Genomic DNA, 16,302 nt, shown 5'->3' with positions numbered 1-16,302 from the left:
AGGCAAGCTGCTTATCGGTGCGAAATGTGACGAAATTGATCATGGACCTCATGAATGACTTGCCTCTGAACGACGATTCCTTACCATCGTTGCCGCCCTCCGCAGTATCGCGCCAAGTCGTGCGAATGCGGGGCGGCACGTTGCAATCATTGCAAGACTCAATGGTAAACGAAGTGCCGATAGCGTTAGTATATAACGAGATATCGCACGCCGTGATGATGGCGACACCGGACGACCTGGAAGACTTCGCGTTGGGGTTTTCGCTGAGCGAAGGAATCATCGAAAAACCGGGCGAATGCTATGGCATCGACGTGGTCAACGGCGCCGATGGCGTCGAGGTACAGGTCGAGATCGCCAGCGGCGCCTTCATGCGCCTGAAGGAGCGGCGCCGTTCGCTGACCGGGCGCACCGGCTGCGGCCTGTGCGGCGTGGACAGCCTGCAGCAGGTGTGCCGGCCGCTTGCACCCTTGGCGCCGTCGCAGGGTTTCCATACGGCCGGCGTGCGCGCCGCGCTGGGCGCGATCGGCGCGCGCCAGCAACTGACGCGCCTGACCGGCGCCGCCCACGCCGCCGCCTGGTGCGGCATGGACGGCGATTTGCGCGTGGTGCGCGAGGACGTCGGCCGCCACAACGCACTGGACAAGGTGATCGGCGCCATGGCGCGCAGCGCCGCGAATCCGCGCGACGGCTTCCTGCTGATCACCAGCCGGGTCAGCTTCGAGATGGCGCAAAAGGCGATTTCCGCCGGCGTGGCGGCCCTGGTCGGCATGTCGGCGCCGACGCTGGCGGCGGTCGAGCTGGCGGATGCCGCCGGCATGACGCTGCTGGCGTTCGCGCGCGGCGCGGATTTCGTCTGCTATACCCATCCGCAGCATTTGCTCGGGCTGGAAAACGACGGCGCGTGATTGGTAGGGTGGACGTGGCCGGCGAGGCGGCTTCGCCGTCCACGCGTTCAAACGGTGCGTGCGTTGGTTGAACACGTCACCGCGCCAGCTGCAACGCCTCCACGCGATCGCGCCCGTTGCGCTTGGCCTGGTACATCAGCTTGTCCGCCGCCGAGATCAGGTCGCGCAGCGTGGTCGGCCCGGCGCCTTGCGGCAGGTCGGTCGCGGCCACGCCGAAGCTGGCGGTGGTGCGCAGCATCAGGGCGCCGTCGGCGGACGGCGTCTGCATGGCCGCGAAGGTGGCGCGCAGCTGCTCCGCCAGGCGCACGCCGCCGTCCAGGTCCATGCCCGGCAGCACCGCCAGGAATTCCTCGCCGCCGTAGCGGACGACGGTCGCTTCCGGCGAACGGATGCGCTCGCGCAGCAGCACGGCAAAGGCGCGCAGCACCGCATCGCCGTCGGCATGGCCGTAGGTGTCGTTGATCTGCTTGAAGTGGTCGATGTCGCACAGCAGCACCGCCAGCCGGTGCGCCCGGCCCGGCAGCGCTTCGCGCCCGGGTCCCATCAGGTGTTCGTGCAGGTAGCGCCGGTTGTGGCAGCCGGTCAGGTGGTCGCGCTCGGCCGCATGCTTGAACACCGTGTGGGCGCGGTATTCCTCGCGCGAGACGATGTTGAAGCGGCGCGCCGCCAGCGCCCCGAACACGTTGGCCAGCAACAGCAGCATGCTCATGGTCAGGCTGTCGGCCGGATGGATCTCGTAGAACTCGCGCGCCATGGCGGTGAACAGCGCGGTCGCACCCAGCGACAGCGCGACCGCGTAGGCCAGGCGGTTCGGAATGTACAGGTAGGCCGCGCTGAGCATCACCGACATCGACATCGCGTGCCAGTGGTATTCGTGCGGACGCAGCATGGAGACCAGCATGAAGCAGCCGAACACCACGACCTTGCTGATGCTGGCCAGCCAGCGCGTGGCCGCGACCTGCAGCGAACGCCGGTATGCCAGCCACGAGCACACGCCGGCGGTGAGCGCCGCCGTCAGGCGGCCGAAGAACAGCAGCGTCAGCGTCGGCCCCGAGTGCACCGAGGCCAGGTCGGTGGCGAAAAAGAACAGGAAGAACAGGCCGCACGACGCCAGGGTGAAGCCGAGCAGGGCGCGCGTCTGCGGCAGTTTGTACGCGAGGAAGGCAGCTTCGGTCGTGCGGTCGGCAAATTCGCCGGTAAATGCGTTGATCTCCATTGTTCGCTGTCTGGACGTGCCGGTTCGGTGCCGTGCTGGGTTTCGGTGGTCATGCCGCCAGGCAAGCGCAAGAGCGCGCAGCGCGTGCTCGGCCTCGTGTCGGCAGGCGATTCGGCGGATTCGGCGGGAGTGGGATCACGGGTGGGTGACGCGGGGCAGCAACAAATCCATCGTCGTGATTTTGACAGATTTGAGTACGAACATCCTCACCATTTATCACTTTCGCATAAATTTGTTGTCATTTGACGATAACGACGCGCATGCAGCATGCATAAGCGTCGAAGTCTTGTTCAATATCTCGCCTTTCCTTTGCTGAACCGCTGCGACCGCAGCGACGGTCGCGCACTGCGCCCCGATTTCAGCCGGACACCAGCGCCAGCAGCGCGCGCCGGTCGGCCTCGCGCTGGCACTGGGCGGTCATGCGGTCCCACAGCAGGAACATGCCGTAGGCCCACTGGCCGACCAGCTCCGCTTCCGCCGCCGGCTTGACGCCTGCGCCGTCCAGCAGGCGTTCGATCTCGGCGCGCGCCGTCGCCGTCACCTGCTCGTAGTTCCACGCGTCCCTGGGCAGCATCCTTTGGCGGGCGCGGTAGCGGCGCGCGCGCTCGGCGTCGCTCATGGCGTCTTCCTTCGGTGGCCGGCCGCGCTTGCGCGGCGCGGCGGGGTCGAGCGGCAGTTCGATGGTGCGGCGGTCGTCGGGCTGTTTCATGGGCTGGGTCGGGGATGATGTCGATGCCGTATTATTCCTTGTTAATCGTGATGCGTCACGAAAAATAAATAAACCGCCGCACAAGCCGGCTCACCCTGGAACGACCGCCGGCGCCATCTGCCTAATACGAACGGCAGCCGGCAGGAACGGCAGCGAACGGCGGGCGCAGGCCCAGGGAGAATCCGATGGCGATCACACAGGGCATCAACAAGGGCATCGCGATTGCCTGCCAGGGCGGCGGTAGTCATGCGGCGTGTAAGTACTCGCCCAGAAATAAATGTGTTTTTGGCTGCCATAACCGGCGCGTTGCTGCGTTGGCTCCTGCTAGCAGTGCTCGCACTGCGTTGCACTCGCCGCCTTGCAACGCATCCGGTTCTGTTTGCCAAAATTCACATTTATTTCTAGTCAAGTACTTGCCGGCGGCGTGCTGCCGGTGCTGCTGCGCGAATTCGATAATCTCGGCGCGGCGCGCGCCGGCTTCGACGCTCACCGCGAGGCCGGCACCGAAACGGCGCCCGATGCGCCGGTGCTGACCGCCATCAGCGGCAACTCCGGCGGCGCCATCAGCGCGCTGCTGGGCTGCTACGGTTTCGTCACCGGCGGCGCGGCGCAGGCGCAGCAGGGGCTGGACGATTTCTGGCACAAGAACGCGGCCATCGGCTGGAGCGAATGGGGCCTGAACCGGTTCTGGCGCGCGCTGGGCGACTCGGCCGGCCTGGCCGGCTGGGACATCAAGTCCAGCCCGTACGAATTCCCGCTGGCGTGCGCCACCTGGTTCAACCGCACCGCGTGGCCGCTGATCGCCAGCGGCCTCGGGCCGGCCAATCCGTGGATGCGGCCGGACTATTTTTCGCTGCCGCGGCTGCTGGCGCCGTGCGTCGACTGGCCGCTGGTGGCGGCGCTGGGCGAGTTCGCCGGCATCCCGCTGGAGATCGAACGCTGGGTGCGCAGCCACCTGGAAGCGGCGCTGTTCGCTCCCGATACCCCGTGCCGGCAACGCTACGCGGCCGACCGCCGCGCCATCGAGGAGCGCATCGGCGCCCGGCTGGGCGCGCTGGAGCGCCTGCGCGCGCGCATGGACGCGCTCGGCATCGGCGAAGGCACGCTGCTGCACGCCGCCGTGCAGCGTTGGCGAGCACCGCCGCCGGCGTTCCACGAGGGGCAGGGCATCGACGCCGACAGCCTGGCGCCGCCGGCGGCGCTGGCGGCGGCGGTGCAGTCCGTCACCCGCCACATTCCGCACCTGCTGCTGGGCGCGGTCGAGCTGCACGAGGGCGACTTCATGGCCTTCAGTTCGGAGCGCGCGCCGGACGACGGCGGCATCACGCTGGGCGCCGTGCTGGCTTCGGCCGCGGTGCCGTGGCTGTTCCAGGCGCAGGCCGTGGCCGGTACCGACCAGGACACCCTGGCGCCCAGGGGCTTGATGCTGTGGGACGGCCAGCTGTCGCAGAATCCGCCGATCCGCAACTTCCTGGCCGGCCTGCTGGACGACGCCAGGAAGCCGGACGAGATCTGGGTGGTGCAGCTGAACCCCTACCAGGCCAGGACCGAACCGGGGCCGCTGCCGCGCAGCGCGCGCCAGCTGGTGATGTCGGGCGGCGAGATCTGGGACCTGCGCAACGCGTTGTCGGGCAATCTCTCGCTGAACCAGGAAATCGGCTTCGTCGACGCCGTCAACCGCCGCATCGAGAAGGAACAGCGGGAAAAGCGCGAACTGCGGCGCGAACTGCGCGACGCATTGCGGCGCGAACGCGAACGGCGCGGGCTGGACGGCGCGGGCTGGACGGGGCGGCCGCCGGCGGCGCTGGCGGGAACGGTGCGGACGGCAGCGCGGGCGACGGCCGCGACGACGGCGCCGCAAACCTGCGCGGGCGCCGCCGCGACAAGCCGGTGCGGGTCGACCGCATCGTCATGGATTCCGACGGCCTGGAGGCGGCGACCGGGCTGCAGCTGGGCGCGACCTCCAAGCTCGACCGCGATCCGCATTTGCAACGCGTGCTGGGCGACCACGGGCGCAGCCAGGCGCGGCGCTACCTGGCCCTGCGGCGCCAGCTCGAGCCGCTGTGCGGCGCGCTGGACAGCACGCTGGCGGATGCCTGCGCCAGCGCCGCTGCAGGCCCGGGTGCGAGCGCGGACGACGCGGCTACCGGCGCCGCCTGCCGGACGGTGGGCGGGCGCGGGCGGCTGGTGATCGACGGCGCCGTCCTGTACGGCATGCGCCGCGGCGACCCGGCGGTGCCGCAGGCGCTGGTACGCTGGCGCACGGTCGATGCCGAGCTCGACAGCGGCGGCCGTACGCTGCCGGTGCACATCGAGGGCCGCAGCGAATTGGCCGACGATGCCGGGCGCGGGCAGCAAGCCGCGCACAGTCCCGGGCAGAAGGCCTGGCGCGTGAAGGACGTCAGGATCACGGCGATGAAGCCGGACGAGGCGGCCGCCCTGCGCTCGCCGGCCAGCCCGCAGCCGCAAGTGCAGGCACGGCCGCAGGAGGAGCAAACCCGTACCACGCACTGAGACCGGCGCAGGGGCGGCCGCACAGGTGGGCGGACAACCGCTACAATGGATGGGTCGACCGATCCGCCGCCCCCGATGACCACCGCCTACCAGAGCCTGAGCCACCCCCAGCGCATTCCGCTGGCCGCCGAAATCCACTCGCGTCCCTTCCTGCGCCTGGAAGCGCCGGAAGCGATCACGCACCTGGCGGTGTACCGGGACGGCGACGGCCCGCGCAGCGCCCACGCGTCCGGCCAGCACGCGCTGCTGGCCCAGCTGTGCACGCACTTCGGCGTGGCCGCGCCGCACGTGGCGGCCAACCACTTCTATCACGACTTCGGCCGCTTCCGCCTGAAGTGGGAATGCCACACCGAATTCGCCACCTACACCATCACCCACAAGGCCGCGCCCGATGCGGATGCCGGCGCGGCGTTCGCGCGCATGCCGCTGGCGCAGCTGCCGCAATCCTGGATCCTGGCGCTGCACGGGCGCCTGATCGCGGCCAGCCATGTGCTGCTGGCGCGCGGCGCCGCCGATCCGGCGCTGCTGCAGGCCGGCTTCGAGGGCGGCGGCCTGGTCGGGGCGCGCGTGATGCAGGGCGGCGAGCTGTGGACCGACTTCATCATCCATCCCGACGGCTTTTCGCGCTTCGTGCTGTGCGACGTGGACATGCGCGCCCAGCAGGCCGGGCGACTGGCGCAGCGCGTGCTGGAGATCGAGACTTACCGGATGATGGCCCTGCTCGGGCTGCCGGTGGCGCGCACCGTGGGCGCCGCGCTGGACGACATCGAAGCCGAGCTGGCGACGCTGGCGGCGCGCATGGTGGACGGCGCCGCGGCTGACGACCAGACGCTGCTGGGCCGGATCACGGCGCTGGCGGCGCGCCTGGAACGGCTGTCGCTGGAACACGGCTACCGTTTCTCGGCCTCCAAGGCGTACTACCGCCTGGTCAAGGCACGCATCGACGAACTGCGCGAGGTGCGTACCGAGGGCGTGCCGACGGTGGAGGAATTCATGGACCGCCGCCTGACGCCGGCGATGAACACCTGCGAGGCGGTGGCGGCGCGCCTGGACGCGCTGGGCCGGCGCATCGCCAACGTCAACGACCTGCTGCGCACCCGCGTGAGCATCGTGCAGGAAGACCAGAACCGGCGCATCCTGCAATCGATGGACCGGCGCGCCGCCCAGCAGCTGCGCCTGCAGCAGGCGGTCGAGGGCCTGTCGGTGGCGGCGATCTCGTATTACGTGGTCGGCCTGCTCGGCTATGCCGGCAAGGCGGCCAAGGCGCTCGGCGCGCACCTGAATCCCGAGGTGGCGACCGGCGCCCTGGTGCCGGTGGTGGCGGCCGTGGTGTGGCTGGGCTTGCGCAGGATGCACCGGCGCATGCACGAGCGCACGCACGGCTGACGCGCTTGCCTGCGGCGTCCGGGCCTGCTACATTCGGAATCGATGTCCACCCCTTTCCATTCCATGCGCCGCTGGATCCTGATCCTGCTGCTGGTCGTCTACCCGTTCCAGGTCGCCCTGGCGATGGCGGACGCCTGCTACGCATCGACGGCGTCCGGGGTGACGCACCATGCCGCCGAAGGGGCGCAGGCCTCGCCGCAGATCGCCGCGGCCAAGGTCGCGATGCTGCAGGCCGCCGTGCTGCAAGCCGCCGACGACGGCGCCGGCCCGGCCGATCCGCATTGTCCCGCCTGCATGTTCGGCCATATCCTGACCTTGCCTTCGGCATCCGTCGCCGTGGGCGTCGAGCGCCTTGCAGACGCGGCCAGCGCGCCGCCGGCCGCATTCCCGGCATCCAGGCCGGCGCCCCGGCCCGAACGGCCTCAATGGACCGCCGCCGCCCAGTAGCGCGCAGGCTGTCCGTCTTTTTCCTTCACTAGAACAGCGGCTCCGCAATCCGGCCACCGGGCCGGCATGCGTGCGCCTGCGCGCCTGATCCGACATCGCCATCCATCGACATCAGGAGCATCCATGCATGCATTGATCAAGCCGTCGGCCATGCTGGCCATGGCCATCGTTTCGGCGTGCGCCGCTGCGGCCGACCCGGCCGCATCCGCTTCGGCCGCCATCGACCTGCGCGCCGCCATCCGCCTCGCGCTGGAACAGCCCGGCGTGCGCGCCGCCATCCATGAAGCCGCCGCCGGCGACGCCGAGGCGGCGCAGGCCGGCCGCTATCCGAACCCGACGCTCTCCTTCCTGCGCGAAGGCCAGCGCGCCGGCAGCAGCACCTCCACCCTCCAGCTGGACCAGCCGATCGAACTGGGCGGCAAGCGCCGCGCCCGCATCATGCTGGCCGAAAGCGCGGCGGCGCTGGCCCACGGCGAACTGGCGGCGCTGCGGCGCACCGTGCGCGCCGACGTCGCCGCCGCCTTTCATGCGCTGCTGGCCGCACGGGACAGGCAAGCGCTGGCGAAGGCGCTGGCCGAGGTGGCGCGCCAGGGCGTTGACGTCGCCGCCAAACGCGTCGCCGCCGGCAAGGCGGCGCCGCTCGACGAGACCCGCGCGCGCCTGGCCGCGCTCGACGCCGCCGGCGCCGTCCGCCGCGCCGACGGCGAACTGGCCATCGCCCGCACCCGCCTGGGCGCGCTGATCGGCCGTCCGGCGGACGCCATCGAACCGGTGGCGCCGGCAGACGGCCTGCCGGCGCCGCCGCCCTTGTCCGTGCTGCTGGCGCGCGTCGAGGATGCCGCCCCGGTGCGGCGCGCGCGCGGCCGGCTCGCGCTGCAGGGCGCCCAGGCCGGCGTGGCGCGCGCCGCGCGCATTCCCGACCTGACGCTGTCGGTCGGCAGCCAGCGCGAGGACCAGGCCGGCGAATTCGATGGCCGCGTCGGCGCGCGCCGCCAGGCGGTGATCGGCCTGTCGGTGCCGCTGCCGCTGTTCGACCGCCGCAGCGACGCCCTGGCGGCCGCCCTGCGGCGCCAGGACCAGGCGCGCGACGAACTGGAGGCCGCGCGCGTCGAAGCGGGCGCTGCCCTGGCCGCCGCCCATGCCCGGATCGAACAGGCGCGCGCCGAAGCCGCGCTGCTGCGCGACGAGCTGGTACCCCAGGCGCGCGCCGCCTACGAACTCACGCTCAAGGGCTTCGAGTACGGCAAGTTTTCCTTCCTGGACGTGCTGGATGCCCAGCGCACCTGGCACCAGGCGCAGCTGCGCCGGTCGGACGCGGTGCTCGAGGCCTGGCGCGCCATGGCCGACATCGAACGCCTGGCCGGCGACGCCGACCCACAATGAACGAGACAACCAACATGAACAAACGACAGAAACTGGCGATCGCCGCGATGTGCGCGCTCGCCGCCGTACTGGCCGCCCTGATACTGTGGCGCCAGCCGGCGCCGCCGGCGCAGGACGGCCATGCGGCGCACCTGGATGCGCACGGCCACGACGACCGCTACGAACAGGCGGGCGAACCCGAAGGCGGCGCCGGCCACAAAGGCTACGATGGCCACGACGGCGGCGCCGGCGCCGTCGCCATGAGCGCCGCCCAGGTCAAGGCCAACGGCATCGCCGTCGACAGTGCCGGGCCGGCCTCGATCCGCGAACGGCTGCACCTGCCGGCGACCGTGCGCTTCGATGCCGAACGCACGGTGGCCGTGGCGGCGCCGGCGCCGGGCATCCTGGCGTCGGTGCCGGTGGCGCCTGGGGACAGCGTCGCCAAGGGCCAGGCGCTGGCGGTGTTGCGCAGCCCGGCCGCAGCCCAGTGGCGCGCCGAGCACGCGGCCGCGCTGCAGCGCCTGGCCCTGGCGCGCACCACCCTGCAGCGCGAACAGGCGCTGTGGGAGCAGGGCATCTCGGCGCGCCAGGACCTCGAGGCCGCGCGCGCGGCGCACGGCGAAGCGGCGATCGCCGTGCAGGCGGCGCGCCAGCGGCTGGCGGCGCTCGGCATCGCCGACAGCGGCGGCGCGGTCTCCAGCAGCGTGACCGTGCGCGCCCCCCTGGCGGGCGTGGTGGTCGACAAGCCGGCCGTGGCCGGCCAGGCGGTCGACGAGACCCGGCAACTGTTCACCGTGGCCGACCTGTCGCGGGTCTGGGTCGAGGCCGCGCTGCCCGGCGCCAGCCTGGGCCAGGTACGCAGCGGCATGCCGTTGCGGGTCAGCGCCGGCGCGCTCGCGCGCGATGTCGAAGGGGCGGTGGCCTACGTCGGTCCGGTGCTGGGGGAAGAAACGCGCATGGCCACCGTGCGCGCGGTGCTGCCGAACCCGGGCCTGCGCCTGCGACCCGGCATGCTGGCCACCATCGACCTGCTCGGGCCGGCGCACGCGGCACCGGTGACGGTGGCGAGCGAGGCGGTGCAGACCATCCACGAGCGCAGTGTGGTGTTCGTGCGCAGCGCCGCCGGTTTTACGGCGCGCGAGGTCAGGACCGGACGCAGCGACGGCAGGCGCACCGAGATCGTCGCGGGCCTGGCGGCCGGCACGCCGTATGCGGCGGCCGGTGCCTTTTTGCTCAAGGCGGACCTGGGCAAGGGGGAGGCCGGACATGAGGACTGAAGCGCAGGACAGCCTGTTCCGCAGGCTCATCGAACTGGCCATCGCGCGGCGCTGGCTGGTCCTGTTCGCGTTCGCCTGCCTGGCCGGCGCCGGCATCGTCCACTACGGGCGCCTGCCGATCGACGCCGTGCCCGACATCACCAACGTGCAGGTGCAGGTGAATACCGGCGCGCCGGGCTATTCGGCGCTGGAGGTCGAACAGCGCGTCACCTTCCCGATCGAGACCGCCATGAGCGGCCTGCCGCGCCTGGCGCAGACCCGTTCGCTGTCGAAGTACGGGCTGTCGCAGGTGACGGTCGTGTTCGAGGATGGCACCGACATCCACTTCGCGCGCCAGCTGGTGAACGAGCGCCTGCAGCAGGCCAGGAGCGGCCTGCCGGCGGGACTCGATGCGGCCATGGGGCCGATCGCCACCGGCCTGGGCGAGATCTTCTACTGGACCGTGGAAGCGCGCGAAGGCGCGCGCAAGGCCGACGGCAGCCCGTACACCCCGGCCGACCTGCGCGACATCCAGGACTGGATCGTGGCGCCGCAGCTGCGCGGCGTGCCCGGCGTGACCGAGGTGAACACCATCGGCGGCTACCGCAAGGAGGTCCAGGTGGCGCCGGACATGGCGAAGCTGGCGGCGCACGGCTTGTCGCTGGCCGTGCTGGTCGAGGCGATCGAGCGCAACAACGCGAATGCCGGCGCCGGCTACATCGAGCGCGGCGGCGAGCAGCTGGTGGTGCGCACGCCCGGCCAGGTGAAGTCGCTCGACGAGATCCGCAATATCGTGCTGGACGTGGTGCAGGGCGCGCCGGTGCGCGTGCGCGACGTGGCCGAGGTCGAGCCGGGGCGCGAACTGCGCACCGGCGCCGCCACCGAGAACGGCCGCGAAGTGGTGCTGGGCGCGGTGTTCATGCTGGTCGGCGAGAACAGTCGTGCGGTGGCGCAGGCGGCGCGCCTGCGCCTGCAGGCGGTCAACCGCTCGCTGCCGCCGGGCGTGCAGGCGCTGCCGGTGTACGACCGCTCGGTGCTGGTCAACAAGGCGATCGCCACCGTGCGCGCCAACCTGCTGGAAGGCGCGATCCTGGTGGTGGCGATCCTGTTCGCCTTCCTCGGCAACCTGCGCGCGGCGCTGGTGACGGCGCTGGTGATCCCGCTGACGATGCTGATGGTGTTCACGGGGATGGTGCAGGCGGGCGTCAGCGCCAACCTGATGAGTCTTGGCGCGCTCGACTTCGGCATCATCGTCGACGGCGCCGTGGTCATCGCCGAGAACTGCATCCGCCGCCTGGGGCTGGCGTCGCGCGGCGTTGGACGCGCTTTGACCCGCGAAGAACGGCTGGCGGTGGTGGCCGCGGCGGCGGTCGAAGTGCGCCGGCCGCTGCTGTTCGGGCAGCTGATCATCATGACGGTGTACCTGCCGATCTTCGCGCTGGACGGGGTCGAGGGCCGCATGTTCCATCCGATGGCGATCACGGTGGTGATGGCGCTGGCGGCGGCGATGCTGCTGTCGGTGACCTTCGTGCCGGCCGCGCTGGCGCTCTTCGTGCGAGAGTCGGTGCGGGAGGATGGACGCGCACCGGGAGAAGGACATGAAGATGGCCATGAAAACCGCCTAATGCGCCGTGCGCGCGCCTTGTACCGCCCGCTGCTGGAGGCAACGCTGCGCAACCGTCCGGTGGCGCTGACCTTCGCCGTGCTGGCGGTGCTGCTCTCCGGCCTGCTGGCGACCCGGCTCGGCACCGAATTCGCGCCCAACCTGGACGAGGGCGACCTGGCGGTGCTGACCATGCGCATCCCCGGCACCGGCCTGCAGCAATCGGTGGCGATGCAGCAGCGCCTGGAAGCGGCGCTGCTGCGCGAATTTCCCGAGATCGAGCGCATGTTCGCCCGCATCGGCACCGCCGAGGTGGCGACCGACCCGATGCCGCCCAACGCCGCCGACAGCTACATCATGCTCAAGCCGGTCGAGGACTGGCCGGCGCCGCGCCGCACCCACGCCGAACTGGTGGCGGCGATCGCCGCCGCGGCCGCGCGCATCCCCGGCAACAACTACGAGTTCTCGCAGCCGATCCAGCTGCGCTTCAACGAGCTGATCTCGGGCGTGCGCAGCGACGTGGCCGTCAAGGTGTTCGGCGACGACCAGGCCGCGATGGCGCAGGCGGCGCGCCAGGTGGCGCGCGTGCTGGAGCAGGTGCAGGGCGCGGCCGAGATCAAGGTCGAGCAGACCGAAGGCTTGCCGGCGCTGCTGCTCGACGTCGACCGCGAACGCGCCGCGCGCTACGGACTGAACGTGGCCGACGTCCAGGAAGCGTTCGGCACGCTGGTGGGCGGGCGCGCCATCGGCACCGTGTTCGAGGGCGACCGCCGCTTCGCCATCGCGGTGCGCCTGGGGGAGGGCGTGCGCAACGATGTCGACAGCCTGGCGCGGCTGCCGATCGCGCTGCCGGCGGGGCGCGGCGCGCGTGACGGCCACGCCGCCAGCATTCCGCTGTCCGAGATCGCGACCTTGCGCCTGGCGCCGGAAGCGGCGCAGGTCAGCCGCGAGAACGGCAAGCGCCGCGTGGTGGTGACGGCCAACGTGCGCGGGCGCGACCTGGGTTCCTTCGTGGGCGCGCTGCAAACGGCGCTGGCGCAGGAAACCCTGCCGGCCGGGACCTGGATCGCGCTGGGCGGCCAGTTCGAGAATTTGCAGGCGGCCAGCCGGCGCTTGCTGCTGGTGATCCCGGCGGCGCTGGCGCTGGTGTTCGCGCTGCTGTACCTGATGTTCAACAGCCTCAGGGAGGGGCTGCTGGTGTTCAGCGGGATTCCGTTCGCCATGAGCGGCGGCGTGCTGGCGCTGTGGCTGCGCGGCCTGCCGCTGTCGATCTCGGCGGCGGTCGGCTTCATCGCGCTGTCCGGCGTGGCGGTGCTGAACGGGCTGGTGATGATCGCCTTCGTGCGCGGCCTGCGTGACCAGGGCATGGCGGCCGAACCGGCGATGCGCCAGGGCGCCGAGGCGCGCCTGCGCGCGGTGCTGATGACGGCGCTGGTGGCCTCGCTCGGCTTCCTGCCGATGGCGCTGGCCGGCGGTACCGGTGCGGAGGTGCAGCGGCCGCTGGCGACGGTGGTCATCGGCGGCATCCTGTCGTCGACGCTGCTGACGCTGCTGATCCTGCCGGCGCTGTATATCACGGTCATTGGGCGCAGTGATGACGCAGCGGGCCGCGGCGGCGGTCATGCCCGCGGCTGATGGGGGGTATTGGAACCGGTGATTGGGAATATGCGGCGCATCTGTTTAGACTGGTCCACTGTCCAGCGTTTTTTGAAAGAGGTCGACCATGTCCAACCAGCACGCAGCAACCCTCGGCCGCGCCCCGATGACCCAGTCGGCGCGCAGCGCCGGCACCGCCCGCCCGTCGTTCCTGCACCGCGTGTTCCAGTCCTGGCTGCTCGCCTACGGCAACCGCGTCGACGCCGACGGCAACATCATGTGCGAGCACTGAGCTGCGGGCACTCAGCTGCCTGCACTGAGCCCTGCCTGACCCGCGCATCGGCGGCGCAACGCCTCAGCCGCCGATGCGCGTGGTATCCCGTTCCACCAGCTTGAAACCGACGTCGATCACCTGGTCGTCCAGGCGCCGGCCTTCGATCTTGGCGATCAGGCAGCGCGCCGCACGGGTGCCGACGCCGCGCTTGTCGACGTACACCGTCGAGATCGCCGGATGCGTATGCGCGGCGAAATCGAAATCGCCGAATCCCATGATCCCGAGCCGGTCCGGCACCGCGATGCCGCGCGCGCCGGCTTCGATCAGGGCGCCGTGGGCCAGCACGTCCGAGCTGCACACGACCACGTCGGGCCGGTGGCCGCCTTCCAGGATCGCGTATAAACCCTGGCGGCCCAGCGCCAGCGTGGTCGGCGGCGGCACCTCGTGGCTGGCGATCAGTTCGATGCCGTGGCGCCGCAGTTCCGCCTCCAGCGCGCGCCGCCGCAGCACCGCGCGCTCGTCGGTGCCGCACACCGAGGCGAAGCGCTTGAATCCCTTGTCCAGCAGGTAGCGGGCCACCGCTTCGCCGACCCGCTCGTGGTTGAAGCCGACCGCGATGTCGATCGGCGTGGGCGAGATGTCCCAGGCTTCCACCACCGGAATGCCCATCGCCAGCAGCTTCTTGCGCACGCCCGGATGGTGGTTGATCCCGGTGAGCACGACGCCGTCCGGCTGGCGGCTGAGGATGCCGGTCAACAGTTCTTCCTCGGTCGCGCGCGAGTAGGAGGACACGCTCAGCAGCAGCTGGTAGCCGTGCGCCGCCAGCTCGTCGTTCAAGCCCTGCACGGTTTCGGCGAACATCGAATTCGACAGCTGCGGTACGATCGACGCCACCAGCCGGCTGCGTTTCGTCGTCAGGCCGCCGGCCAGCAGGTTGGGGATGTAGCCGATGACGGCGGCGGCCTGCTTGACCTTCTCGATGGTCTCGGGCTTGACCATGCGCGGGTTGTGCAGCGCGCGCGACACGGTGATCGGCGACAGGCCGGCCAGGCGCGCGACGTCCTTGAGCGTGATGCTTTTCGGACGTTCGCCGGCGCCGGCGTCGTCCGCCGGCGCGGCGCTGGATTCGGGAAGGGAGAGGTCGTTCATGCGTGTCGATCTGTTCAGTAATGGCGCGGATGCAAGGCTGGCAAGGTCCGGACTTTCGCTTGCTTTCATAAATGATTACGGTATCATACCCAAGGTCAGGGGCGGGATGCCATGGCGGTATGATCACGGAAATCGCGCAGGGTGCCGGTGAAGGCATCTTTTTTTGATCCGGAATGATTGCGGTGTCATTTGCGTGTTCCGCCGATTTCCTGCCGTTGGACGGCTTGTATCCTGCTTTGTTACATTGAAATGATTGCGCAATCATATAAATAGACCGGCACCTCACGCCGGCCGGCGCCCGAGACGGCAATTGGAGAACAGCATGAACACACCCCGCATCATCCGCATGCACGACAACGACAACGTCGCCATCGTGGTCAATGCCGGCGGCCTGCCCGAAGGCACCGTCTTCCCCGATGGCTTGACCCTGCTGACGCGCGTGCCGGAAGGGCACAAGGTCGCGCTGCGCGACATCGCCCAGGGCGAAGCGATCCTGCGCTACAACGTCACCATCGGCTTCGCGCTGGTGCCGATCGCGCGCGGCACCTGGATCGAGGAATCGCTGGTCGGCATGCCGGCGGCGCGCGGCCTGGACGACCTGCCGCGCCCGGCCAGCAAGCCCGCACCGCTGCCGCCGCTGGAAGGCTACACCTTCGAGGGTTTCCGCAATCCCGACGGCTCGGTCGGCACCCGCAACCTGCTGGCCATCAGCCAGACCGTGCAGTGCGTGGCCGGCGTGGTGGATTACGCGGTCAAGCGCATCAAGGAAGAGCTGCTGCCGAAGTACCCTAACGTCGACGGCGTGGTGGCGCTGGAGCACATCTATGGCTGCGGCGTGGCGATCGACGCGCCCGGCGCCGACATTCCGATCCGCACGCTGCGCAACATCGCGCGCAACCCCAACTTCGGCGGGCGCGCGATGGTGGTCAGCCTGGGCTGCGAAAAGCTGCAGCCGGGGCGTTTGTTCCCGGCTGGGACGATCCCGATTCGCGGCGCCCAGGACGTCGACGTGGTGTGCTTGCAGGATGCCGCCCACGTCGGCTTCGGCAGCATGATCGATTCGATCGTGCGCACCGCCGAGACGCACCTGGCGGAGCTGAACCTGCGCCGCCGCGAGACCGTGCCGGCGTCGGAGCTGGTGGTGGGCGTGCAGTGTGGCGGCAGCGACGCCTTCTCCGGCGTGACGGCCAACCCGGCGGTGGGCTTCGCCAGCGACCTGCTGGTGCGCGCCGGCGCCGCCGTCATGTTTTCCGAGGTGACGGAAGTGCGCGACGGCATCGACCAGCTGACGGCACGCGCCGCCGACGAAGAGACCGCGCAGGCGATGATCCGCGAGATGGCCTGGTACGACGAGTACCTGGACAAGGGCGGCGTCGACCGCAGCGCCAACACCACGCCCGGCAACAAGAAGGGCGGCCTGGCCAACATCACCGAAAAGGCGATGGGCTCGATCATCAAGTCCGGCACCGCGCCGATCTCGGGGGTGCTGGCGCCCGGCGACAAGCTGCAGCAAAAGGGCCTGATCTACGCCGCCACCCCGGCCAGCGATTTCATTTGCGGCACCCTGCAGCTGGCCGCCGGCATGAACGTGCACGTGTTCACCACCGGACGCGGCACGCCCTACGGCCTGGCCGCGGTGCCGGTGGTGAAGGTCGCCACGCGCGACGACCTGGCGCGCCGCTGGCACGACCTCATGGACATCAACGCCGGCCGCATCGCCACCGGCGACGCCACCATCGCCGACGTCGGCTGGGAACTGTTCAACTTCATCCTCGACGTGGCCAGCGGCCGCAAGAAGACCTGGGCCGAGCACTGGAAGCTGCACAACGCGCTGGCCCTGTTCAATCCGGCGCCGGTGACCTGAAGCAGCGCCCGGCACCACCTG

The 16,302-nt window shown here is 70.4% G+C and carries 13 protein-coding genes; 10 read left to right on the top strand and 3 right to left on the bottom strand.

Annotated elements, in window-relative coordinates; genetic code table 11:
• Positions 1-41 precede the first annotated feature (41 nt).
• The gene (gene fdhD / locus HH212_RS21855) at positions 42-905 is read left to right on the top strand and encodes a formate dehydrogenase accessory sulfurtransferase FdhD (protein WP_308633221.1); all 864 of its coding nucleotides are present in this window, start codon (positions 42-44) and stop codon (positions 903-905) included.
• A gap of 76 nt (positions 906-981) precedes the next feature.
• Here fdhD and HH212_RS21850 read toward each other — a convergent pair whose 3' ends face one another.
• Complete coding sequence (locus HH212_RS21850) at positions 982-2,121, bottom strand: GGDEF domain-containing protein (RefSeq protein WP_170204426.1); 1,140 nt, start codon at positions 2,119-2,121, stop codon at positions 982-984.
• 358 nt (positions 2,122-2,479) lie between these two features.
• A complete protein-coding gene (locus tag HH212_RS21845) occupies positions 2,480-2,830 on the bottom strand; it encodes a hypothetical protein (RefSeq protein ID WP_170204425.1) in 351 nt (116 codons plus the stop codon).
• Positions 2,831-3,209: 379 nt separating this feature from the next.
• Here HH212_RS21845 and HH212_RS21840 point away from each other — a divergent pair, with 379 nt between their 5' ends.
• The 8 genes from HH212_RS21840 (at position 3,210) to HH212_RS21805 (ending at position 13,286) form a co-directional block, all read left to right on the top strand.
• Positions 3,210-5,021, top strand: coding sequence for a patatin-like phospholipase family protein (locus HH212_RS21840; RefSeq protein WP_170204424.1), 1,812 nt, complete (start codon positions 3,210-3,212; stop codon positions 5,019-5,021).
• The gene (locus HH212_RS21835) at positions 5,018-5,344 is read left to right on the top strand and encodes a hypothetical protein (protein WP_170204423.1); all 327 of its coding nucleotides are present in this window, start codon (positions 5,018-5,020) and stop codon (positions 5,342-5,344) included. Before HH212_RS21840 ends, HH212_RS21835 begins: the two co-directional genes overlap by 4 nt.
• Before the next feature lie 75 nt (positions 5,345-5,419).
• Positions 5,420-6,730, top strand: a complete 1,311-nt coding sequence (locus HH212_RS21830) for a DUF3422 family protein (protein ID WP_170205610.1) — start codon at positions 5,420-5,422, stop codon at positions 6,728-6,730.
• Positions 6,731-6,772: 42 nt separating this feature from the next.
• Positions 6,773-7,177: a hypothetical protein gene (locus HH212_RS21825; protein ID WP_170204422.1), complete on the top strand. Its 405-nt coding sequence runs from the start codon at positions 6,773-6,775 to the stop codon at positions 7,175-7,177.
• A gap of 123 nt (positions 7,178-7,300) precedes the next feature.
• Entirely contained in the window at positions 7,301-8,560 is a 1,260-nt protein-coding gene (locus tag HH212_RS21820; RefSeq protein WP_170204421.1) for a TolC family protein, read from the top strand.
• Positions 8,561-8,574: 14 nt separating this feature from the next.
• Positions 8,575-9,816, top strand: a complete 1,242-nt coding sequence (locus HH212_RS21815) for an efflux RND transporter periplasmic adaptor subunit (RefSeq protein WP_170204420.1) — start codon at positions 8,575-8,577, stop codon at positions 9,814-9,816.
• Between the two features lie 13 nt (positions 9,817-9,829).
• Positions 9,830-13,033: an efflux RND transporter permease subunit gene (locus HH212_RS21810; RefSeq protein ID WP_170205609.1), complete on the top strand. Its 3,204-nt coding sequence runs from the start codon at positions 9,830-9,832 to the stop codon at positions 13,031-13,033.
• An 88-nt stretch (positions 13,034-13,121) separates the two neighbouring features.
• Positions 13,122-13,286, top strand: coding sequence for a hypothetical protein (locus HH212_RS21805; protein ID WP_170204419.1), 165 nt, complete (start codon positions 13,122-13,124; stop codon positions 13,284-13,286).
• A 63-nt stretch (positions 13,287-13,349) separates the two neighbouring features.
• On the opposite strand, the gene HH212_RS21800 is transcribed toward HH212_RS21805, so the two are convergent.
• Positions 13,350-14,417, bottom strand: coding sequence for a LacI family DNA-binding transcriptional regulator (locus HH212_RS21800; RefSeq protein ID WP_170204418.1), 1,068 nt, complete (start codon positions 14,415-14,417; stop codon positions 13,350-13,352).
• A gap of 322 nt (positions 14,418-14,739) precedes the next feature.
• On the opposite strand from HH212_RS21800, the gene garD reads away from it, so the two are divergent.
• Positions 14,740-16,281, top strand: coding sequence for a galactarate dehydratase (gene garD, locus HH212_RS21795; RefSeq protein WP_170204417.1), 1,542 nt, complete (start codon positions 14,740-14,742; stop codon positions 16,279-16,281).
• The last annotated feature ends 21 nt before the right edge of the window (positions 16,282-16,302 follow it).

Source organism: Massilia forsythiae, from assembly GCF_012849555.1.
Taxonomy (GTDB): Bacteria; Pseudomonadota; Gammaproteobacteria; order Burkholderiales; family Burkholderiaceae_D; genus Telluria; species Telluria forsythiae.
This window is presented reverse-complemented; position numbering and strand designations above follow the sequence as displayed.